General features: G+C 30.5%; 25 protein-coding genes and 1 other annotated feature (1 of these 26 running past the window's edge). Of the genes, 17 read left to right on the top strand and 8 right to left on the bottom strand.

What is annotated here, in order from left to right; all coding sequences use genetic code 11:
• Positions 1-57 precede the first annotated feature (57 nt).
• From CLFE_RS01250 to CLFE_RS01280, 7 genes are all read left to right on the top strand, one after another.
• Positions 58-1,713 (top strand): peptide ABC transporter substrate-binding protein, encoded by a 1,656-nt coding sequence (locus CLFE_RS01250; protein ID WP_077895554.1) that lies wholly within the window; start codon positions 58-60, stop codon positions 1,711-1,713.
• Between the two features lie 348 nt (positions 1,714-2,061).
• Positions 2,062-2,277, top strand: a complete 216-nt coding sequence (locus CLFE_RS01255; protein ID WP_077836128.1) for a helix-turn-helix domain-containing protein — start codon at positions 2,062-2,064, stop codon at positions 2,275-2,277.
• 399 nt (positions 2,278-2,676) lie between these two features.
• A complete protein-coding gene (locus tag CLFE_RS01260) occupies positions 2,677-4,365 on the top strand; it encodes a peptide ABC transporter substrate-binding protein (protein WP_077895555.1) in 1,689 nt (562 codons plus the stop codon).
• 83 nt (positions 4,366-4,448) lie between these two features.
• The gene (locus CLFE_RS01265) at positions 4,449-5,381 is read left to right on the top strand and encodes an ABC transporter permease (RefSeq protein WP_077895556.1); all 933 of its coding nucleotides are present in this window, start codon (positions 4,449-4,451) and stop codon (positions 5,379-5,381) included.
• 11 nt (positions 5,382-5,392) lie between these two features.
• Positions 5,393-6,313: an ABC transporter permease gene (locus CLFE_RS01270; RefSeq protein ID WP_250944705.1), complete on the top strand. Its 921-nt coding sequence runs from the start codon at positions 5,393-5,395 to the stop codon at positions 6,311-6,313.
• Between the two features lie 12 nt (positions 6,314-6,325).
• A complete protein-coding gene (locus CLFE_RS01275) occupies positions 6,326-7,345 on the top strand; it encodes an ABC transporter ATP-binding protein (protein WP_250944707.1) in 1,020 nt (339 codons plus the stop codon).
• On the top strand, positions 7,345-8,307 hold the full coding sequence (locus tag CLFE_RS01280) for an ABC transporter ATP-binding protein (protein ID WP_077836260.1): 963 nt from the start codon (positions 7,345-7,347) through the stop codon (positions 8,305-8,307). Before CLFE_RS01275 ends, CLFE_RS01280 begins: the two co-directional genes overlap by 1 nt.
• A 29-nt stretch (positions 8,308-8,336) precedes the next feature.
• Here the strand turns inward: CLFE_RS01280 and queC are convergent, their stop codons facing one another.
• The 7 genes from queC to CLFE_RS01315 all read right to left on the bottom strand — a co-directional run bounded on the left by queC (position 8,337) and on the right by CLFE_RS01315 (position 12,986).
• On the bottom strand, positions 8,337-9,005 hold the full coding sequence (gene queC, locus CLFE_RS01285; RefSeq protein WP_077895305.1) for a 7-cyano-7-deazaguanine synthase QueC: 669 nt from the start codon (positions 9,003-9,005) through the stop codon (positions 8,337-8,339).
• A gap of 23 nt (positions 9,006-9,028) precedes the next feature.
• Positions 9,029-9,616, bottom strand: a complete 588-nt coding sequence (folE, locus tag CLFE_RS01290; protein ID WP_077834676.1) for a GTP cyclohydrolase I FolE — start codon at positions 9,614-9,616, stop codon at positions 9,029-9,031.
• Between the two features lie 2 nt (positions 9,617-9,618).
• Positions 9,619-10,284 carry a putative 7-carboxy-7-deazaguanine synthase QueE gene (queE, locus tag CLFE_RS01295; protein WP_077895306.1) on the bottom strand — a complete coding sequence of 222 codons (666 nt, stop codon included), beginning with the start codon at positions 10,282-10,284 and terminating at the stop codon, positions 9,619-9,621.
• 3 nt (positions 10,285-10,287) lie between these two features.
• On the bottom strand, positions 10,288-10,698 hold the full coding sequence (gene queD / locus CLFE_RS01300) for a 6-carboxytetrahydropterin synthase QueD (protein WP_077895307.1): 411 nt from the start codon (positions 10,696-10,698) through the stop codon (positions 10,288-10,290).
• 17 nt (positions 10,699-10,715) lie between these two features.
• Complete coding sequence (locus tag CLFE_RS01305; RefSeq protein WP_077895308.1) at positions 10,716-11,489, bottom strand: acyl-CoA dehydratase activase; 774 nt, start codon at positions 11,487-11,489, stop codon at positions 10,716-10,718.
• On the bottom strand, positions 11,486-12,487 hold the full coding sequence (locus CLFE_RS01310) for a 2-hydroxyacyl-CoA dehydratase family protein (protein WP_077895309.1): 1,002 nt from the start codon (positions 12,485-12,487) through the stop codon (positions 11,486-11,488). Before CLFE_RS01310 ends, CLFE_RS01305 begins: the two co-directional genes overlap by 4 nt.
• A gap of 310 nt (positions 12,488-12,797) precedes the next feature.
• Positions 12,798-12,986 carry a ferredoxin gene (locus CLFE_RS01315; RefSeq protein WP_077834671.1) on the bottom strand — a complete coding sequence of 63 codons (189 nt, stop codon included), beginning with the start codon at positions 12,984-12,986 and terminating at the stop codon, positions 12,798-12,800.
• Between the two features lie 267 nt (positions 12,987-13,253).
• On the opposite strand from CLFE_RS01315, the gene CLFE_RS01320 reads away from it, so the two are divergent.
• The 10 genes from CLFE_RS01320 to CLFE_RS01365 all read left to right on the top strand — a co-directional run bounded on the left by CLFE_RS01320 (position 13,254) and on the right by CLFE_RS01365 (position 21,781).
• Positions 13,254-14,063, top strand: a complete 810-nt coding sequence (locus CLFE_RS01320) for an ABC transporter substrate-binding protein (RefSeq protein ID WP_077895310.1) — start codon at positions 13,254-13,256, stop codon at positions 14,061-14,063.
• Between the two features lie 77 nt (positions 14,064-14,140).
• Entirely contained in the window at positions 14,141-14,794 is a 654-nt protein-coding gene (locus tag CLFE_RS01325) for an amino acid ABC transporter permease (RefSeq protein ID WP_077834669.1), read from the top strand.
• 13 nt (positions 14,795-14,807) lie between these two features.
• The gene (locus CLFE_RS01330) at positions 14,808-15,539 is read left to right on the top strand and encodes an amino acid ABC transporter ATP-binding protein (RefSeq protein ID WP_077895311.1); all 732 of its coding nucleotides are present in this window, start codon (positions 14,808-14,810) and stop codon (positions 15,537-15,539) included.
• A 235-nt stretch (positions 15,540-15,774) separates the two neighbouring features.
• Positions 15,775-16,032, top strand: coding sequence for a gallidermin family lantibiotic (locus CLFE_RS01335; RefSeq protein WP_077895312.1), 258 nt, complete (start codon positions 15,775-15,777; stop codon positions 16,030-16,032).
• Between the two features lie 169 nt (positions 16,033-16,201).
• A complete protein-coding gene (locus CLFE_RS01340) occupies positions 16,202-17,131 on the top strand; it encodes a lantibiotic dehydratase (protein ID WP_077895313.1) in 930 nt (309 codons plus the stop codon).
• Complete coding sequence (locus CLFE_RS01345) at positions 17,122-17,952, top strand: thiopeptide-type bacteriocin biosynthesis protein (RefSeq protein WP_077895314.1); 831 nt, start codon at positions 17,122-17,124, stop codon at positions 17,950-17,952. The genes CLFE_RS01340 and CLFE_RS01345 overlap by 10 nt, the downstream gene beginning before the upstream one ends.
• A gap of 35 nt (positions 17,953-17,987) precedes the next feature.
• On the top strand, positions 17,988-19,334 hold the full coding sequence (locus CLFE_RS01350; RefSeq protein ID WP_077895315.1) for a lanthionine synthetase C family protein: 1,347 nt from the start codon (positions 17,988-17,990) through the stop codon (positions 19,332-19,334).
• 32 nt (positions 19,335-19,366) lie between these two features.
• Positions 19,367-20,107 (top strand): ABC transporter ATP-binding protein, encoded by a 741-nt coding sequence (locus CLFE_RS01355; RefSeq protein ID WP_077895316.1) that lies wholly within the window; start codon positions 19,367-19,369, stop codon positions 20,105-20,107.
• A 57-nt stretch (positions 20,108-20,164) separates the two neighbouring features.
• A complete protein-coding gene (locus CLFE_RS01360) occupies positions 20,165-20,992 on the top strand; it encodes a DUF2705 family protein (protein WP_077895317.1) in 828 nt (275 codons plus the stop codon).
• 12 nt (positions 20,993-21,004) lie between these two features.
• Positions 21,005-21,781 carry an ABC transporter permease gene (locus CLFE_RS01365; RefSeq protein ID WP_077895318.1) on the top strand — a complete coding sequence of 259 codons (777 nt, stop codon included), beginning with the start codon at positions 21,005-21,007 and terminating at the stop codon, positions 21,779-21,781.
• Positions 21,782-21,792: 11 nt separating this feature from the next.
• Here the strand turns inward: CLFE_RS01365 and CLFE_RS01370 are convergent, their stop codons facing one another.
• Complete coding sequence (locus CLFE_RS01370) at positions 21,793-22,308, bottom strand: tryptophan transporter (RefSeq protein WP_077852913.1); 516 nt, start codon at positions 22,306-22,308, stop codon at positions 21,793-21,795.
• A 125-nt stretch (positions 22,309-22,433) separates the two neighbouring features.
• Positions 22,434-22,654, bottom strand: a binding site (T-box leader) (it continues 20 nt past the right edge of the window).

Here is a 22,654-nt window from a genome sequence, read left to right on the forward strand (position 1 = left end):
TATTTGGTGTATTAAACTGCCAAATCATATAAAAATTATTCGGGGAGGAATAAAAATATGTTGAATAGAAAGTTAACAAAATTAGGTGCTATTTTAGTATCAGCATTATTAATAAGCAGTGTGTTAGTTGGCTGCGGTGGCAATTCAGGAGAAAGCTCTAGCACAGAACAAAAGGTAAGTTACAATTTGGGGGCAGATCCACAAACAATTGATCCAGGCTTAAACAACTCTGTTGAAGGTGGTACAGTTGTTTCAAATGCTTTTGAAGGACTTGTAGATATTGATAAAAATGAAAAAGTAATTCCTGGTGTAGCTTCCTCGTGGGACATATCAGCAGATAAACTCACTTATACATTTCACCTAAGAAAAAATGCTAAATGGTCAGATGGAAAACCTGTAAAATCAAAGGATTTCGAATTTGCGTGGAAAAGAGCATTAGCACCTGAAACAGCTTCAGATTATGCATATCAGTTATATTATCTTAAAAATGGTGAAGATTACAACGAGGGAAAAGCAAGTAAAGATAGTGTAGGAGTTAAGGCAGTAGATGATTATACGCTTAAAGTTGAATTAGCAGCACCTACCCCATATTTTTTAAGTTTAACTGCATTTCCAACATATATGCCTTTAAGAGAGGAAATTGTTACTAAGGACAATAAAGGCTGGGCAGCTAAAAAAGAAAATTATATTAGTAATGGACCATTTTATATGACGGATTGGAAGTTAAAATCAACAATGACTTTTAAAAAGAATCCAAACTATTGGAATAAAAGTACTGTAAAACTAGATATAATTACGTACTACATGTTAGCACAGGAATCCAGTGCTACAGCAGCATATACAAGTGGTCAGATTGATATAAATGATAATAATTTAGTACCATCAGTTCAAAAGCAAGACTTAATTAAAAAAGGTGAAGCTAAAGTATATCCTTATTATGGAACATACTTTTATGATATTAATGTAGGTGACAAAGACAGTTCTAATGGCGCAGAAATAACAAAGGCACTTAAAAATCCAAAAGTAAGGGAAGCTTTAACGCTTGCGATAGATAGAGAATCAATTGTGAAAAATATTACAAAAGGCGGAGAGAAACCTGCAACATCATTTGTGCCTAGTTCAATAAAGCTTAGCGATGGGAAAGCCTTCAAGAATAAAGAATACTATTCTGCAAAAGGTGATGTTAAAAAGGCTAAAGCGTTATTAGCTGAAGCAGGGTATCCGGATGGTAAGGGATTTCCTACAATACAGATTATGTATAATGAAGGATCAAATAATCAAGATGTTACTCAAGCACTCCAAGATATGTATAAAAAGAATTTAAATATAAATGTTACACTTCAAAGTGTTGAAAGAAAAGTTCAACTTGATAATTTAACTAAACAGCAGTATCAAATTTGTAGAGCTTCATGGATAGCAGATTATAATGATCCTATGACCTTTATGGATATGTATGTAACTGGTGGAGGAAATAATAATCCTGGTTATAGTAATTCAGAATATGATGCTTTAATTAAAGATGCTAAATCAACTCCAGATACAACTAAGAGAATTGATGATATGCATAAAGCAGAAGATATTCTTATGAGGGATTTACCTATAATTCCTGTATATGAATATACAAATGTAGTTGAAATTAAATCCTATGTGAAAGATTTTCACAAATCACCACTTGGATTTGTATATTTTAATAATACTTATATAAAAAAATAATATAGTGAAAAATTAATTTATAAACATGTATAAAGTACCGCAGACAAGTGTCAGTAAGCTACGGTACTTTATTTTTTTAGATTATAATATTTAAGTTACTGTAATAAAAAGGACTTAAATTATGAGTTTAATAAAAATGTGTTTATTACGCATAATTTTAAAGAAAAACGGTGGGTTTTTAATAAAAACTTAATAAAAGCGTTAAAATTATGCCATATTCATATTTGCAAAATCAACATATAAATAATAAAATAAAGCTATAATTGATAGAAGCATACATCATTCTTATAATTTTACAATAGGACATAAAAAAGGTAACTGCTTAAGTAGTAAGGGTGGGGAGATTTTATGAATAAAAAAAGATGTCTTACTCCGTTTGCTATAGCGTGTAAAAAGGTGATGCTTGAGAAGGGTATGTCACAGACGGAATTGGCAAAAAAGGTAGGTACAAGTACTAAGTATTTAGATTTGGTGTTTCACGGAGAGAGAGCGGGTAAGAAGTATATGGTAGCAATTGTTAAAGAATTAAATATTAATATTGATACAAAAATTTTAAATGGTTAACACATATGAAATTCAAACTTATTAACTAAATGATACATTAAATTATACTCAGAGTATAAATAAGTGCTCATATCGTACCATTTTAAAGCAAATATAAGCTTTTTTGACAAAAATACAAAAAACGCTCAGAAATTGTGCTATATTAATACTTGAAAACAAAATTCATAATGAATACAATAAAGTATAATTAACTAAGTTAAGTAAAATAATGTTTTAAGAGTAAAGAATTTATTAATATTAAGGAAATATTTATCATATCATCATAGTAATAATCATTTTTTAGAATAGGCTTAATGTAATTTATTATAAATGTTTTTTAAAATTTTATAGGTTATTGGTAATACAGCTAGCTTAAAGCATAGCTTTTACAGTATAAATCGATTAAGGGGGAAATTTTCTATGAAAAGTAAAAAATTATTGTCAGTACTATTAGCAGCTGCAGTTGTTTCAACAGTAGCTTTAACTGGCTGTGGAGGCTCTTCTTCAGCAACGTCAGCAGCAGATAAGGATCAGCACTTAAATGTTGAGGTTCCAGCATCAGATGTAAAAACGCTTGATCCATCAAAAGGATCAGATGGATATTCTGCATATATACTACAGGAGACAATGGAGGCTCTTGGCAGAAATGAAGTTAAAAATGGTAAACAGGTAATGACGGCAGCAGGCGCTAAGAGTTGGTCACAATCATCAGATGGACTTACATGGACTTTCAAGTTAAGAGATAATAAATGGTCAGACGGAAAACCTGTTACAGCAGATCAATATGTATATGCACTTAAAAGAAGCTTGGATGCTAAAACAGCTTCAGAATATGCATATTTATTAATAGGAGCAGGAATTAAAAATGCAGATGACGTAAATCATGGCAAAATGTCAACAGATCAATTAGGAGTAAGTGCTCCAGATTCAAAGACCCTTGTAATAAATTTATCACATCCATGTGCATATTTTGAAAAATTACTTAGTTTCAAGTTCTTTATACCACAAAGAGAAGATATGGTTGAAAAAGCAGGATCAAAATATGGTTCAGCTGCGAATACTTTAGTTTATAATGGACCATTTAAAATGACTTCTATGGTTAGTGGAAATAAAATGGAACTCGTTAAGAATGATCAATATTGGGATAAAAATAGCGTAAAGCTTGATAAAGTAACAGTGTATTTTATGGATGATTCAAATACAATGATGAACTCACTTCAAAGTGGTCAAATTGACATTGCAGATACATCTAGACCTGAATGGACTGATAGGCTTAAGAAAACTGGAAAGTTTAATAATATAACAGGAGATGTTCCAGTTGATTCATATATAGCATTTAACAATCAAGACAAAAATAAGTTACTTACAAATGCTAAAATAAGAAAAGCAATATCTCTTGCCATTAATAGAGAAGATTACCTTAAAACTATTGGACATGGGTTAGGAAAAGTTTCATATGCGTGGGTTCCAGAGGCTGTTCAATTAGGAAATGATAATTATAGAGATAAGGCAAATGTATCATTAAAAGATAGTAAAGAAGATCCTAAGGAATTATTTAAACAAGGATTAAAAGAACTTGGAATGGATACTGATTTAAGTAAAGTAGTATTGACAGATGAAGAAGCAGGAACAGATGAGAAACACAAACAAGAAGGAGACTATTTTATAAATCAATTTAAAAAGACGCTTGGAATTACTTTAAAGGTTGATTATAAAGAGTGGAAGCAATTCTTACAAGATGAAGAAGATTTAAATTACGAAATGCAGAGTGGAGAAATGTGGTCTGCAGATTATGATGACCCTATGACATTTATGGATATGTGGGAAACTGATGCAGCAAAAACTACAAATGGATATTCCAATAAAGAATACGATGCATTAATAGAAGCTGCAAAGACTGAAAAGGATCAAAGTAAAAGATTAGACGACTTTAAGAAAGCAGAAGATTTGCTTATCAATAAAGATGCCTCAATTGCACCAACTTACAGCCAAGGAATGAACATATTTGCATATAAATATGTTAAGGGTCTTCAAACACCAGCATTTGCAGCAAGCGGATCAAGAGATGTAGAGTTCAAATATGCATATATTTCAGGAAAAAATAAATAATCTCACTGTATTGTAATGAGATTGCGGCAGAGATTTTATCTTTATCTCTGCCGTAATAATATATATTTTTAGGAGGAATAAAGATGCTGAAATATACGCTTAAAAGATTTGTGTATATGATAGTAACTATTTGGATAGTTATTACATTAACGTTTGTAATGATGCACTCTATACCAGGTAATCCATTTTCAACAGGAAGAAGCTTACCTAAGCAAACTAAAATCAATTTAAACAAAAAATATGGTTTAGATAAGCCGTTAACTGCACAATATGGAATATTCCTAGAAAACTTAGTTTTTCATGGGAGTTTAGGAGAATCATATACATATCCTGGTTTAACTGTTAACAGTGTAATAGCAGAGAGAGCGCCAGTTTCTGCAGCGCTAGGAGCTGAAGCACTTATATTTGCTTTGGTTGTTGGTATGATATTTGGAATTATAGCAGCTTTTAGGAGAAACCACTGGCAGGATTACTTAGTAATGATAATAGCAATTTTAGGTATAGCAATACCATCCTTTGTTTTAGCAGCTTTGCTACAGTATTTTTTAACAGTAAAAATAGAAGTATTACCAACCTCAGGTTGGGGAAGCTTCAATTATACAATATTACCAGCACTTTCCTTAAGCTTAGGAATAATAGCCGTTTACGCAAGATATATGAGAAGTAGTTGTATAGATGTTTTGGGACAAGATTATATTATGACAGCGAAAGCTAAAGGTGTTTCCAAAGTACCACTTGTATGGAAACATGTTATAAGAAATGCCATTTTACCTGCTATTACTATATTAGGACAGCAGATTGCAGCTGTTTTAACTGGAACCTTTGTTATAGAATCAGTGTTTTCTATACCAGGAATAGGAAGATATTTTGTTACTTCAATAACAAATAGAGATTATCCAATTATACTTGGAACCACTATATTTGTTGCAGTGGTATATATAATATCAGTTTACTTAGTAGACATAATATATAGTTTAGTAGATCCAAGAATAAGATTGAGCAGTAACAAAAAATAGGGGGAGAAAAAATGGCTGAGAATTCAAGTGAAAAGTTTAAAATTATTGGATGTGAAAATAACAATTCAGAAGAAATAGTCAGAAAAAACGTAACCTATTGGCAAGATGCATGGAGGAGACTTAGACAAAATAAAGTTGCAGTAATCTCTTTAGCATTATTAATTGTAATAATACTTTTGGCAATAATAGGACCAATGATTAGACCATTTACAACTAATGATGTAAATGACTCTATAAAGAATATTGGCTCAAATTCAACTCATTGGTTAGGAACTGATGATCTTGGAAGAGATTTGTGGGTTAGACTTTGGGTTGGAACAAGATCTTCTATAATAATAGGTATAGTTGGAGCAGCAATAGAGCTCGTTATAGGTGCTTTATACGGAGGAATTTCTGGATATTTTGGTGGAATTGTTGATGATATAATGATGAGAATTATAGAAATACTAAATAGTATACCATATTTAATTTTAGTATTGATAGTTATAATTGTTTTAAATAGTACAGGAATAATACCTTTAATAATTGGTATGACCTTAACTGGTTGGGTTGGTATGGCGAGAATTGTAAGAGGACAAGTTCTTTCTATAAAAGAACAAGAATATGTACTTGCAGCTAAGACTTTAGGAGCAGGCTCCTTTAGAATAATAATGAAACATTTACTTCCAAACGTTATTGGAGTAATGATAGTTGATGTAACCTTTGCAGTTCCAAGTTACATTTTTGCAGAAGCATTTTTAAGTTATATAGGACTAGGAGTTAAACCCCCAAGTACAAGCCTTGGAGCATTATGTTCTAGTGGTCAATCTAATCTAATGTTCTATCCATATCAATTATTTTGGCCTTCACTAATAATATGTCTTATAATGCTTACGTTTAATCTTTTAGGTGATGGTTTATCTGAAGCCCTTGATCCTAAGCAGAGACAGTAGGAGGTAACTATTATGGAAAAAATATTAGATGTTAAAAATCTAAAGGTATCGTATCACACTTATGCAGGAGAAGTTCAATCTGTAAGAGGTATAAGCTTTTATTTAAATAAAAGTGAAACTTTAGCAATAGTTGGAGAATCAGGCTGTGGAAAATCAGTTACATCTAAGTCAATAATGAGATTAATAGATTGTCCGCCAGGAGAGATAAAAAAGGGATCCGAAATTTATTTCGGAGAAAAAGATATATTAAAAATGGGAGAAAAGGAGCTTGGTAAGCTTAGAGGTGGAGATATAAGTATGATCTTCCAAGATCCTATGACATCTTTAAATCCTACAATGAAGGTTGGAAAACAAATAGCAGAAAGTATAATGATTCATAGAGGACTTAAGGAAAAAGAAGCTTTTGCGGAAGCTATAAAAATGCTTGAAGCGGTTAACATACCAAATGCGGACAGAAGAGCTAATCAATATCCTCATCAATTTTCAGGAGGAATGAGACAAAGAGCTATGATAGCTATAGCCTTAGCTTGTAATCCTAAGATATTAATAGCAGACGAGCCAACAACAGCATTAGATGTTACAATTCAAGCTCAGATAATGGATCTTATGAAGGAGCTTCAAGAAAAGCTTGGAACGGCTATTATACTTATAACACATGATTTAGGAGTAGTTGCTAGTGTAGCACATAGAATACAAGTAATGTATTCTGGACTTATAGTAGAAAGAGGAACTACAGACGAAATCTTTGGAAATCCACAGCATCCATACACTTGGGCATTGCTTCAATCAGTACCAAGACTTGATACAGCAAATAAAGGAGAATTATATTCCTTAAATGGAACACCACCAGACTTACTTAAACCACCAGCAGGATGTCCATTTGCAGCAAGATGTAAGTACTGCATGCAAATTTGTAAGGAAGAAATGCCAAAGGAAACTAAGGTGACGGATACACATTCAGTTAGCTGCTGGCTTAAGGATGCAAGGGCACCAAAAGTGGAATCACCTATTAAAACAGGAGGTGCAGAGTAATGGCTAAAAATGATGAAGTATTAATTGAGGTTAAGAACCTAAAGAAATATTTTAATGTTGGTCACGGAGCAATACTTAAAGCTGTAGATGATGTTAGTTTCACAATCAATAAAGGTGAAACCTTAGGGCTTGTTGGAGAATCAGGTTGTGGTAAAACAACCTGTGGAAGAACAGTATTGGGTTTATATGAAGCTACAGAAGGTGAAGTAAACTATGATGGAGTAAACATACATAGTTTAAAAGGAAGATCTAAGAAGGAATTTAGTAAGAAAGCTCAGATGATTTTCCAGGATCCGTATGCATGTTTAAATCCAAGAATGACAGTAGGAGACATAATAGCAGAAGGAATAGATATTCATGGTTTATATAAAGGTGAAGAAAGAACTAAGAAAATATATGAAATGTTAGATCATGTTGGACTTAATAGAGAGCATGCATCAAGATTTCCTCATGAATTTTCCGGAGGACAAAGACAGAGAATAGGAATTGCAAGAGCACTAGCTATAAATCCAGAATTTATAGTATGTGACGAACCAATATCCGCACTTGATGTTTCTATACAAGCACAAATAGTAAATCTTCTTATTAAGCTTCAGAGGGAAATGGGCTTTACATATCTTTTTATAGCTCATGACTTATCAATGGTAAAACATATTTCGGATAGAGTTGGAGTAATGTATTTAGGGACAATGGTAGAGTTTGCAGCAAGTCATGATTTATATGAAAATCCGCTGCATCCATATACAAAGGCACTTATGTCAGCAATACCGATACCAGATCCTAAGGTTGAGAAAACGAGACAAAGGATAAAGCTTGAGGGAGAAGTACCAAGCCCGATAAATCCTAAACCAGGCTGTAGATTTGCAGCAAGATGCAAACAAGCAAAACCGGAATGTAGTACTACAAGACCAGAATTTAAAGAAATTGAAAAGGGACACTTTGTAAGCTGTCATTTATATTAAAAAAATTCCTGCATAAAAGCAGGAATTTTTTATTTATACAATTTCTTGAATTCTACATATCCATGTTTTCTAAGTTTGCAAGCTGGGCAATTTCCACAGCCATTACCTTTAATTCCATTATAACAAGTTAAGGTTTCATTTTTTACTATGTCTAAAACTCCTAAATCGTCAGCTAATTTCCAAGTTTCAGCTTTGTCTATCCACATAAGTGGCGTTATTAAAACAAATTGATAATCCATAGCTAAATTAAGAGTAACATTTAAGGATTTTATAAAAACATCTCTACAATCAGGATAACCACTAAAATCACTTTGAGATACTCCTGTTATTATGTTATTTATACCTCTTTGTTTCGCAAATACAGCTGCAAAGGTTAAAAATAATAAATTTCTTCCATCTACAAAAGTGTTAGGAGTTCCTTCTTTAGGAGCATTTTCATCTACTTTTATGTCAGTTCTAGTTAATGAATTAGGAGCCAATTGATTTAGAAGCTTCATATCTAAAATATGATGTTCAACTCCGTATTTTTTACATATATCCTTTGCGCATTCAAGCTCAAGTTTATGTTTTTGATTATAATCGAAGGATACAGCTATAACTTCTTTATATTTTTTCTTTGCTAAAAATAAACAAGTAGTGCTGTCCTGACCTCCACTAAATACTACAAGAGCTTTTTCTTTATTTATACTTATTTCCATGCAAATCACCTTTCATATTACGCTTAGGCTTTATATAATGCCATAAGTTTATTTACTAAAGAATCATCAGTCTTAAATTTACCTTTAAGTGTCATTGTTGTAGTTTTTGTTCCTGGTCTTTTTATTCCTCTTGACGTCATGCAACCATGTTCACCCTGTATAATAACGGCTACATCTCTTGAGTTTGTTATTTTCTCCATTATTTCAGCGATATCTTTTCCTATTCTTTCTTGAAGCTGAAGTCTTTTTGAAACCATATCTGCTATTCTAGCTATTTTGCTAAGGCCAATTAGACGTTTATTTGGTATATATGCTACTGCAACCTTCATGTTATACATAAGTGTCATATGGTGTTCGCAGTGGCTAAATATCTCAATGTCTTTTACAAGAACTATATTATCTTCTTCGTTTTCCTTTAAATCTTCCTCGAAGGTTTTGTTAAACATTTCGGCGATAGCCTCATTTGAATAATTCATTCCTTCAAAAACTTCTTCGTACATTTTAGCTACTCTTTTTGGTGTCTCTTTAAGACCTTCTCTATCAGGATCATCTCCTAAGGCTAAAAGAATTCCTCTTATGTGCTTTTCAATTGCTTTTGTATCAATAGACATATTTATACACCTCTTTTATTGGGATTCCATATGATTTTATGGATTTGTATTTGTAGTGTTACATCGTTAAGCTTGTTATTTTTCATAAATTCCACAATAGTCTCAGGAGAAATTTTTCCAAAAACAGGACTAATGTATACATTTGTTTTATGTGTAAGCTTAAATTCTTTTATCAATTCTGTGACTTTTTCTAAATCCTTTAAAGAACTTACTACAAATTTTATCACATCTTTCATAGTAAGAAACTTAAAATTTGAGGTTTTCATAAAAGTTTCCATACCGCTATCTGGTAATTTGTAATCCATAGTGAAGGAAGGCATGTTTTTATAGTCTAAAAACGCTTCTAAATTTATACTTCCATTAGTTTCTATTTCCACATTTAAGTCATTATTTGAAGAAAGTAGACTTAAAAGTTCCTTAATATTATTTTGGAGAAGTGGTTCTCCTCCGGTCAAAGTTACATTTTTAACGCCAGTTTCTTTTATATACGAGTATATTTCATTTTCCGTCATCAAGGTATATTTTACATTTTCTTCGTTAGCCCATTTTGTATCACAGTAAACACAGTTTAGATTACAGCCTGCGAAACGTATAAAGGTAGAAAGTTTGCCGGCTTTTAAACCTTCCCCATTTATGCTTATAAATTTTTCAACTACTTTATAGTTCATTTTCTATACCTCTTTTACATACGAAGCACTATTATTTGGTGTTTCATATACTGTTATTTTTCGTACATCATAGTTTAATCTTTCTATTTCATCAAAAAAGAATTTTGAAAAATTTTCTGCTGTTGGTCTAAAGGGTAATTCTATAATTCTAAAACCATCTTCTATAAGACAATTATAAGTCAATTCTCTAAGAGTATTTTTCTCTATTATTAGAGCATGGTCGTAGAAATCTATAACTTCTTTAATTTTCTTCTTTAAAATAGTGAAGTCCTCAACCATATCATTAATTAAGGTTTTAGCTTGAATTTCCACTTCGATTTTCCATCTGTGTCCATGAATATTTGCACATTTACCATCGTAATTACTAAGAAAATGTGCGCTGTCAAAACTATTTTCTATTTTTACAATATACATATATAACTCCTTATTAATTAAGCTTTTTCTAAATTTAATTTACTACCATAATAACAACAGCCAATTGCGCCATTGAATTGAGGGCTATTAGGCACTACTATATTTTCATAATCATTAGAAAGATATTTTCTAATTGCATAATTATTTGCAACACCGCCTGTTAACACCAGTGTTTTTGCTGGAAATTTTGTAAGTAGAGGCTTTATCTTATTATACATAGAGTAGTTAACTCCGGCACAAAGTCTTTCAATAGTAGTTCCCTCAGCTATTTTTCCTATGAGCTCGGATTCAGAAAAAACGGCACAGGTTGAGTTTAATTTTACTGGATTTTCATAAAACGAATTCATTCTGTCTAGAGGTATTTCGAGAACATTTGCCATGTTTTCAAGATAACGTCCAGAGGAAGCCGCACATTTTTCATTGAGTTCTAAATCTTTTATAAAACCATCTTCTACTTTTGCTACTTTAACATCTTGACCACCAATATCAAGAAGTATGAAATCTTTAAGTTTTGTTTGGTACATAACTCCATATACATGAGCTTTGATCTCATTTATAGGTTTGAAAAGAGATAAATTTGTATTATTCCTTCCATATCCAGTTGAAATACCATTATTAATATAGGTTAAATTCAATTTGTTTAAATCTACTTGAATTTTTGCATCCTTATAAGAACAATAATTTTTGTAAAAGCTTATAGTACTTATTTTAAAAGTATCATATATTTGATTATTTTCCATAATAGCCAGTTTTACTTCTCTACTTCCAAGATCAATACCTAAAGTTCTCAAAAGATTCCCTCCTTAGCATCAAGAAGCATGTCCAAGAAAGCTTCAAGTCTTAGTTTGGTTCTAGCATCTAATTGATTTAGCCTGTCACCTTCTATATTTATAACAGGTGCGTTAAGCTTCTCCTTTATTACAATATCTTGGATAGTTCTGTAGCAAAATGCTTGTGTATAATGAATTATGCCATCGATCTCACGATTTTTAATTTGTTTGTTTATTTCATCTATTCTAAAATAAACATCATAAGGATAGGTGTAGTCTAAATATTGCTCATATATATTTTTGGCTTTTAAAGCACGAGGAAAGGCAAATTCTCTTTGAACCTCATTGTATACGATTTTTGCATCAAAGTTGGTAACAAAATCATATATATCAGTTGTCATAGGAGGTACACCTATATAACCTAAACGAAGCTTTGAATAATGTGGTTCTCTTTTTTTGATAGTTTCTATGACGGATGTTAGATCGTTACTAAAATTATCAATATTACCATTTAAATCGCTAAAGGATATTTGCCATATATGATTTTCAAGTGCAGTGGCTTTATTATCTTCAAAGGTTAGTCTATCTATTTCTATACCTAGTTTTCTTAATTTATTTAGTTTGTCTTTTGTTTTTTCAACTTCTTCTAAAGTTACATGAAATAAATCCATAAAAGTATTAAGCTCACGTTTAACATCCTTTAGGCTATGACTTGAAGGATATGAAAAGGGATATACTTTTATACCTTTCATGGAAAGAACTTCTGTTAATGCTTTTGTATTTGAACAATCACCATCATGAACGCCAACAATTTCTTTTATGTTATTACTAATACAAGCTCCGTATATCCCCTTTATCCAAGCACAAAGGCTTTTAGGAAATCCATCTTTTTCGGCTAAATCAATGTATTTAGAATAATCAGTTGAGCCTACAAAAACGTTGTTTAAATCAATAGGAGTGTATCCGGCCGTTAGTAATACTTCGATTGGAACTGTTGTAGTTAGACCTATTTTTTTCATATATACCTCCATATTTGTAATAAAAAAAGAGCGGAATCCGCCCTATAAACAAAAAAACCTACCTCACCCGGTAGATAATGCCCTGGTTTTGTTTATAGACAGGATGGATTTCGAACTGTCTTTATTTAAAGAAAAAAATTCTTTTTAATATATCATAAATATTTTAAACTTAAATTTATTATCAGTCAAGAGTAGTATATTGGGATAGTAAAGGCTTAACAATGCTTTGCTTTAAATAAGTGGGAGTGTTTAAAGCAAAGCATTTATTAATATGAATTTACAGGTTAAGGGGTATGATTAAGTGTGGGAATTATCTTATTTCAATAGCGTCAACAGGACATGATTCAGCTGCTTCTTTCGCAGAGTCTTTTAAATCATCTGCGACTTCTGCTTCATCAGCAACAGCTTTACCATCATCATCCATTTGGAATATTTCTGGACATACTGCAGGACATGTTCCGCAGCCAATACAGGTTTCTTTGTCTACAAATGCTTTCATAAATAATCGCCTCCAAGTTTAGAATAACCCAAACATACCTATTTTATGTAAGTTTTTTTTGAAAAAATATTATGCATAAATATTAATTTTGTTGTAATTTTGTCTTAGGTGTGTTAACATATTGTTAATGAAAAACTGAATACAATATAAATATTATTAAAAAATACCAATGAATAATATTAAAGTGTTATAAAAGCATTAATAATTATTCATTGACAAATCAAAAAAATTACAATAAAATTCAATTATTGAGGCAGAGGTGGTTTTATGTTAAAGAAGATTTTTTCACTATCAGTTGGTCTATGTCTAACACTAGCTATGTTTACAGGTTGTACGTCGTCAACAACAGCAAGTAAGGATGATTCTCTTGCAAGGATTCAGAAAGCTAAAGAGATTGTAATTGGAATAGATGATACTTATCCCCCAATGGAATTTAAAGACAAGGCTTCGGGTAAAGTTTCTGGATTTGATATAGACATGGCAAATGCTATAGCAAAGAAGCTTGGTGTTAAAACTAAATTTGTTCCCAATTCTTTTGACGGTATATTTCTTGCTTTAAAATCTAAAAAGTTTGATGTTGTACATTCAAGCATAAGCATAACCAATGAGAGAAAGAAATCTATGATATTCTCTGACCCATATATATATGGTGGAAATGCTATATTTGTTAAGGCTGACAATACCACAATTAAAAATGAAAAAGATTTTAAAAGTCAGGTTGTAGGTTGTGAAGTTGGAACTACTGCTCAGGACGTTTTAGGTAAAATGTCAGATATAAAGGAAGTTAAAAAGTACAATGCAATGACAGACGCATTTTTAGATTTACAGAATGGAAGAATAGCAGCGGTTGTTAGTGATCCTATGGTTGGAGATTACTACAACGTTACAGATCCTGGTAAATTCAAAAAACTGAAATCTTCTCTTACACAGGAACCAATAGGAGTTGCATTTAGAAAAGAAGATAAATCTTTAAGAGATGCTTACAATAAAGCTATAAAAGAACTTAAGAAGGACGGAACTATGTCAAAACTATCAGAGAAATGGTTTGGTATAGATGTTTATGCAAATCAGAAATAAAGTGGGGATTTAATTTTTAGATATTAAAGTTCAACCTTAAAGCACTCGTAAAGAAACACTAATTGGAGGAATTTTTAATGGATATTAGCTCTTTAAACAAAGTAATTCCGGTACTATTAGATGGTACCCGTATTACTTTATTACTAACTTGTTCTTCGATAATTATAGGATGCATTATTGGAACTATTATAGCAATGTTTAAAACTTCATCTATAGGCGTATTAAAAGTTATAGGTAAGTTTTACACATGGATTTTAAGAGGAACGCCTCTTTTATTACAATTATATGTTTACTATTATGGTCTTCCATTTTTAAGCGATAAACTTACAATGACACCAATGAAAGCTGCAATATTAGGTCTAAGCTTAAATTCAGGAGCCTATATTGCAGAGATAATTAGGGGTGGAATACTTGCTATCGATAATGGACAATTTGAGGCTGCAAAAGCTTTAGGTTTAACATATGGACAAACAATGAAAAGAATTATATTGCCACAAGCAATTAGAGTTGTAATTCCACCTTGTGGTAATGAGTTTATAGCAATGATAAAAGATACTTCTTTGGTTTCTGTAATAACAATGGAGGAACTATTAAGAAAAGCTCAACTTTTAGTTTCAGCATCTGGAGATGCAGTTACTCCATATTTATTCGCAGGAATATTTTATTTGATTTTAACAACTATATTTACAGGAATATTCTCCAAGATAGAGAAAAAATTATCCGTATATTAAGAGGTGTTTTCGTATGTTAATGATTGAAGCTAAAAATTTGACAAAGACTTTTGGAAAGTTAACGGTTTTTAAAGATTTAAATGTTAGTATTTCAAAAGGAGAAGTTCTTGTTATAATAGGACCATCAGGTTCAGGCAAAAGTACGTTTTTAAGATGTTTAAATCATCTAGAAGAGCCAAATGGAGGACAGGTTATTATTGAAGGAGAGCTGTTAGACCATAGAGATAAAAAGAAGTATAGAGGGATAATAGAAAAGACAGGGATGGTTTTTCAAAATTATAATTTATTTCCGCACATGACTGTACTTCAAAATGTTATGGAAGCTCCTATTACTGTTAAAAAAGAAGATAAAAAGTTAGTACGTGAAAGAGCAGAGGCTTTAATTAAAAAGGTTGGACTTAGTGAAAAAATGGATGTATATCCTTCAAAATTGTCAGGAGGTCAAAAGCAAAGGGTCGCAATTGCAAGAGCACTTTGTATGCAGCCAGATATAATGCTTTTTGATGAACCAACATCTGCATTAGATCCAGAACTTGTAGGGGAAGTTTTAAGTGTAATGAAGGGACTTGCAGAAGAAGGAATGACAATGGTAGTTGTAACTCATGAAATGGGTTTTGCTCGTGAAGTGGCGGATAGAGTAATATTTATGGATGGTGGAAAGATAGTGGAGGAAAGTACTCCAGAAGATATATTCACAAATCCAAAGGAAGAAAGAACTAAGGAATTTTTAAATAAAATATTATAAAAAAATAGAGCTACTATACTTGATTAGTATAATAGCTCTATTTTTATGATTTATATTATTAGTTTTGAGACTTATATTAAGAAGTTGGAACTAAGTATATATAGTATGATGTTAAGAGCAATATATTTAAATTTTGCCTAAGTACAACATATTACATTTAATATTTATATTTGAATTATATTTACTTATTATCATTTATGTAATATAATGTATGTATTAAAGCTTTAATATTTAAGTGTCAAGTTTATCAAGAATTGTTAACGTTAACATTAGCTATTTATATATTTTAAAACAAATTATTATAAAAGGAGATATTATTATCCCAAAATTTGATGATTTTGATTTAGATGTAAAAATTAATAAAGGTAAAGGTGTTAAACCTCAAATTGCTACTAGTGCTGTTGCTTGCACACCAGGAAGTTGTTGGGGTTGCCCTGAGACATCAACTTTTGCATCAGCTTGTTGCAATGTCTCAGACAACTGTGGTGACTAGATTTAAAATAAATGTTTAACATACGTATGTTTCGCGAAATTTGTATGATTAAAAAATCACGTTAACTAGAAAATGTACTTGCTAGTAATAGTGAGTACATTTTTTACTATGGTTTTGGATACAAAATAATTAGATTTTTAAGTTACTAGGCAAAGGGAGAGGTCTATTAATGAGTACGGATGATAGAATAATAACCAAAAGAGTATACAAGCCGCTAGATTTTTTCATGATAAGAACACCGCTACTACCAATAAATTCATACGATAATATTTTTAATAATGATTTGGATGAAGAAAGTATTATAAAAGAACTTATAAAAATTTCAAAGGATCCAATTATTAGAGAGAGTATTGCGGTAGCAAGCTTGGATTTATTAAATTCACTAGACAAACTGGAAACATGTAAAAATAAAAAAGAAAAAAATCAAATAATTAGTTCTCTTTTAAAATATTTTATAAGAATGACTACAAGAACGACACCATTTGGAGAGTTTTCAGGAGTAACATTGGGGAAATTCTCAGAAAAAACTGACATTGGATTGGAAAGTATACATAATTTCATTAAAAGAGCACGACCTGATATGGAGTGGATATATAAATTAATAAATGTTCTAGAAAAAGACAAAGAGATATTAAATAATTTGATAATTTGTTGGAATTCTATAGTTTCATTTGTAGGTTCTAGAATTGAAATACCATATTTAAGTATCTATACTCAAGAAAACAGTGAAGATAATGAAGAAGAATTTCTAAAGAGCATATTTAGCTGGAAAGCGGAATGGAATGTACCTAAATATGTATATCAGGTAGAGGCAGATAATAGGCTTATGTTTAATTTGGAAAATAAAGTTCATATAAAAGAACTATTAAATATATTGAAGAAAAAAAAGAACATTATGATACAGGCTGTAGAATGTGATTTTGATAATTGCTTTGTTTATAATGAAAAAGGAAAATATGTTTCTGAAATAGTAGTACCAATAATAAAAAACAACATTAAAACAAGTAGTAATAAATTTAATTTTAATATAAAAGAATGTAATATAGACACTCTAGATAGCAGAAGAATTTTTTCCCAGGATCAGAATGGTTGTTTTTAAAATTATATGGTAACTATTCGCGTGAAAATGAATTAATAGGGTTTGAACTTAACGAAATTACAAAAGAATTAATGGATGAAAATTTAATTCAACAATTTTTCTTTATGAGATATAAGGATACATATAATCATATAAGGCTAAGGTTTAAAGGAAATCCAGAAATATTATATGGTAAAGTCTTAAGAAAATTAAATAATTGGTTTGATAGTTTAAAAGAAAATGGGTTATTAACAAAGGTTGAAATAGGAACATATGAAAGAGAAGTAGAAAGGTATGGTGGAATTCAGTTAATTGATTATGCTGAGAAGGTTTTCTTTTATGATAGTCAAGTGGTTTCTAACATATTATATCTAAAAGGTATACATGAGTTAGATATGGATTATGAACAAATAGCAATTTGTAGTATTATAAGCTATTTAGAAGATTTTAATATTCCATATATGAATCAAATTGAACTTTTAAATATGGTAACTAATCAATCTGAGTATAGAGAAGGCTTTAAGAAAAAAAGAGAACAATATACGTTTATAGGAAACTCAAATAATAACTTTGAAAATCTAAGGAAAACAGAAGAAGGTAGAATGCTTTACGGTATATTGAAAAAAAGAACTTCAGCAGTTAGAGAATATACATTGAAAATTGAAGAGGAGAGTAAAAATGGCAACTTAGCTAATAGCAAATTAGGAATTTATCTTAGTATTTTACATCTTCATTGCAATAGATTGTTTGGAATAAATAGAGAAAAGGAGAAAGAAGTTATTTCATATGCAAGACATACATTATATGCTTTGAAGTTTTTAAAAACTAAAAAGGATAAGTAGATAGTGAACTTAATAATGCGGGGGGCTAGTTTGTTATGAAGGATAAAGTATTAGATAAAAAAGTTATAGATATTGTTCATAAAATAGCTAATAAAATGAAGGAACCAGAGTATGTAAGAGACGTATGTAATCAAAAGCGAAATTATATATCTGTGAATACAGGAATTAGTAGTCAGTGGAGCGAACTATCTTTAATTAATGGATATCCAGCACTAGGTATTTTATTTGGAGAACTGCATGAGGTATTTCCACAGGAAGAGTGGGATTTAGTAGGTCATAAATATATGATAAAAATTCAAGAAATTATAAAAGAGAAGGGTATAGAACAATTTACTTTTTTTAGTGGAGCAGGCAGTGTTGGTATGGCAGCTTATGCTTTGTCCTGTAATGGTAAAAGATATAAAAATTTTTTAAAGAGTATTAATGATTTCATTCTTGAAGAGTATCCGATAATCTTAAATGGTATAACTTTGCAGCATAAAGATGTCTATATGTGGAATTATGATGTAATAAGAGGTATGAGTGGGATGGGAAGATATTTACTACTTTTCAAGCAGGATATTAGAGTAAAAAGCATTATAGAAAAAATATTAAAGTATTTAATAACACTAGCTGATGATATTGAGGTATTTGGTAATATGGTTCCTAGATTTTATATATCTAGAGAAAATCAATTTCTTCAAAGTGATAAAGATTTTTATACTAAAGGAAACTTTAATTTCGGTTTATCTCATGGAATATCAGGACCTTTAGCGTTTATGTCCATAGCGTTAATTAATGGAATTGAAGTAGAAGGACAAAGAAATGCCATTAGAAAAATTGTATCCATTCTTAATAATCTTAGATATACCGAAAATAAGGCTACATATTGGCCAGGAAGAGTTAGCTTTGAGGATTTTATAGAAAAGAAAGTTTATGAAAAGAATAGAAGGGCTAGTTGGTGTTATGGAGTGCTGGGGATTGGAAGAACTATATATTTAGCGGGAAAAGCTTTAGACGATGAAGGATATAAAAATATGGGAATAGATGCCTTTAGTAAGTTGTGTTTGCTAAAAGAAGATGAATTAAAGCTTATTTCCCCTACATTTTGTCATGGATATGCAGGTTTACTTCAAGTATTAAATCTTATGTACAATGATACTGGTCTAGAAAACTTAAGAGAGTATAGAGATAAAATTTTAAATAAGATTTTAAGCTTTTACTGTGAGGATTCTGCTTTTGGTTTTTATGATATTGATATTTCAGATTATGCAAACATGTCAGATATAAAAAAATTTGATAATTCTGGTTTGCTAAATGGAAGCACAGGAGTAGTTTTATCTATTTTAGGAGCTATAAGACCAAATAAAGCTCAGTGGGATAGTATTTTTATGATAAATTAAATTTTACAGAGTTAATCAAAAGGGGTGTGAATATGCAAAATAAAGTTTTATCAGTAAAGAAGCTAACTAAAAGATTGGGTAAAAGAACAATTATAAACGATATGACCTTTAGTGTAAATGCAGGAGGTATTTGTGGGTTCATAGGCCCAAATGGTGCTGGAAAAACTACAATGTTACGCCTCCTTACAGGTTTAATTTCTCCAACTGCTGGTAGTGTTATGGTAAATGATACTGATGTAACAAAAGATAGAGAAAAAGCTTTAAAATATTTAGGAGCCATAGTTGAAAATCCCATATTCTTTCAATATTTAACTGGAGAAAAGGCACTTTTGAATTTAGCAATGCTGAATGAAGGAATGACTAGGACTCAAAGAAAGGAAAAAGTTAAAGAAGTGATAGAAATTGTTGGGCTTTCAGGAAGGGAAAAAGATACAATAAATACCTATTCGTTAGGAATGAAACAAAGACTAGGAATAGCACAAGCGTTATTAAACAATCCTCAGATAGTATTTTTAGACGAACCCCTTAATGGTCTTGATCCTTTAGGAATAATTGAACTTAGAAATTTAATATTAAAGCTTAATAAGGAAAAGAATATAACTTTTTTTATTTCTAGTCATATTTTAGACGAGCTTCAGAAAATCTGTACAGAATTAGTAATAATTAAAGAAGGAAAATTAATGTGGAGTGGTAAAACAGAGGAACTACTTAGTAAGGTAGACAAGAAAAGTAGTTTAGAAGATGTATTTGTAAGATTAATGACATCAAAGTGAATTACAACGGTATATGTAGGTGGCTTATTTAGTTAAGAAAACAAGGAGATTTTTAATATGATTAATCTGTTTAAGAGCGAATGGACAAGATTGTATAGCAAAAAAAGTACTTGGATTTGCTTTATATCAATCCCAATTATGTTGATAGTATTTACAAATCATTATTTAAAAGTAAATACTACTTTAAAAGTTAGTAATCCTCAATTTGTTCAAAGTTATAAGTTTCCTATAGAGGTCTTTCAAAGTTATTCTATGGTCATATTCGATATAATTTCTATTATGTTAATTGTATTATGTGTAACAGATGAGTTTAGAAGTGGTGCTATAAGAATGGTACTTATTAGACCAGTAAAAAAGATAAATTTATTTTATGCTAAATTTTTAGTTATAATTATAACTTTGACTGTAATGTTAACAGCATATTTTTTATTAGCTTATATAATTGGATTTATTGCATTTAAGGGCACATCAAATATATCTCTTAATTATTTCAAACATAGCTTAACTCGAAATGAAGTAGTTATGTATTCATTAAAAGTCTATTTATTAGAACTATTATCATTAATAGCAATATGTTCTTTAATATTCTTTGTTAGTACTATTAGTAAAACAATGACTATAGCTTTTGGAGCTAACCTAGGAATAATTGTTATTGGTTTTATATTTTCTCCAATGCTAAGCTTACTAACACATAAAAACAATGGAAACTTAATTAAATTACAATGGCTTATATCAATTCCCAAAATGCAAATGGATGGAATTGAAGCTATACTTGGAGAAACGTCACATTTGTTTTTTTATGGCATAGGAGTTTTACTTAGCTATGGTATTTTATTCTTTTTAATAAATTATTTTATCTATAAAAAAAGTGATATTTTAATTTAGGAGGGCACAGGTATGAAAAGGTTAATTCATAGTGAATTATATAGAATGCTTCATAGCACAAAAATTATAGCTATAGTTGTTATTACTATCTTGATTTTTATGCTGGATGCTTTATTTATAAAGATGTATCATTTTGGATTCTATAATCCCAAACACACGGTAGTATTAAATGCTTTGAATTTCTCACCATTTATATTAAGGGATACGGATTTTTTTATATTTCTTATCTTCTGTCCTATAGTTTTTTGTGATAGTTTAAATTATGAAAGCACAAGCGGTATGTACAGGTTAATTATGATACGTGGATATAGTAAAGCCAAATGTATATTAAGTAAAGTTGCTAGTTGCGCTATAGTATGTTTCATGCTTACTATTTTAATGTTTATTGTTGGCGTTATATTTGGTTTTATGTTTGAAAATTCAGTAAGAATTACTAGTTTCTTTAATGGCCAACATCTAAATAGTACTCAGGCTTTACTATATGATTTTAAATTTTATATCATCAATTACTTACTTATTTTGATGTTTCTTGGGATATGTGCAGTTATTAGTGTTTTATCACCACAAGTAGTTATAGCATATATCATATGTTGTGCAGTGTGGTTAATTATGTCACCATTAGCTAATTTAGTTATTTCATCTTTAAAATTAGATATATTTGATACAAAAATAGTTTTTGACGTTTTGGATGGTAGAAACACTATATTTTGGTTAATAGCTTTATGCATGACTTTAGGACTTTTTACTTTATCGTCTTTAATATTTAAGAAAAAGGATTATCTATATTAGAAAAACTCATATTATCTTCTAAATACTACCTTCATAGATTTTTTTACAGCTATAAATATAAGAGTACCAACTATTGCATTTATAATTGTTGCAGGAAGAACTACTGTCATAAATAGTGCTTTAAAGCTAGCTGGTAAACCTACAATTACTAAAGCTGAACCTAAGAATACTGAACCACTTATAATAGTTCCAACAAGACTTGTCAATATTATGCTTATTTTATCATTCATTTTATTTTTAAGAGGTTGTACTGCTATAAACACTAAACTTGTAGTTACAATTCTATCTATTATGTTAGGAAGCTGCCCACCTGGGAAGGTAGTTACTGCTGCTGCAAGTAAACCAGCCACAACGCCTGTTAATATACATGTTTTGAAATCATCATTTAATAATATTATTATGAATAGCATTGCCAACGAAAAATCAGGTTTCATTCCAAATAATATTGGTGGTGTAATTTGGTTTAAAACCACACCGATAGCTAGAAACAACGAATTAATAATTAATTTTTTTAAGTCCATTTTCATAATGAATCTCTCCTTGTATTTTTAATATTCGAAAATTTCAGACTAAATCAGCTTTGACAATCAGGGTTATAGGTTATTAATTTTGTTAAAATTGCAAATAAAAAACTCCGTCCTAATTCTGTTATAATTAGGACGGAGATACTTCCGCGGTACCACCTAAATTATGCTTAAAAAGCATCGCTCTTTTCAAGTACTAACATACTCTATCCGTTGTAACGTACGGCAAACGTTAACCACTACTTTCCCTTTGGATTTCGATTTACTCCTCAAAGGTCCATTCACCATCAATTATCGTACTGAGATCACACCAGCCTCAGCTCTCTTTGACTAAATTATATGGTTACTC

The organism is Clostridium felsineum DSM 794, from assembly GCF_002006355.2.
Lineage (GTDB): Bacteria > Bacillota > Clostridia > Clostridiales > Clostridiaceae > Clostridium_S > Clostridium_S felsineum.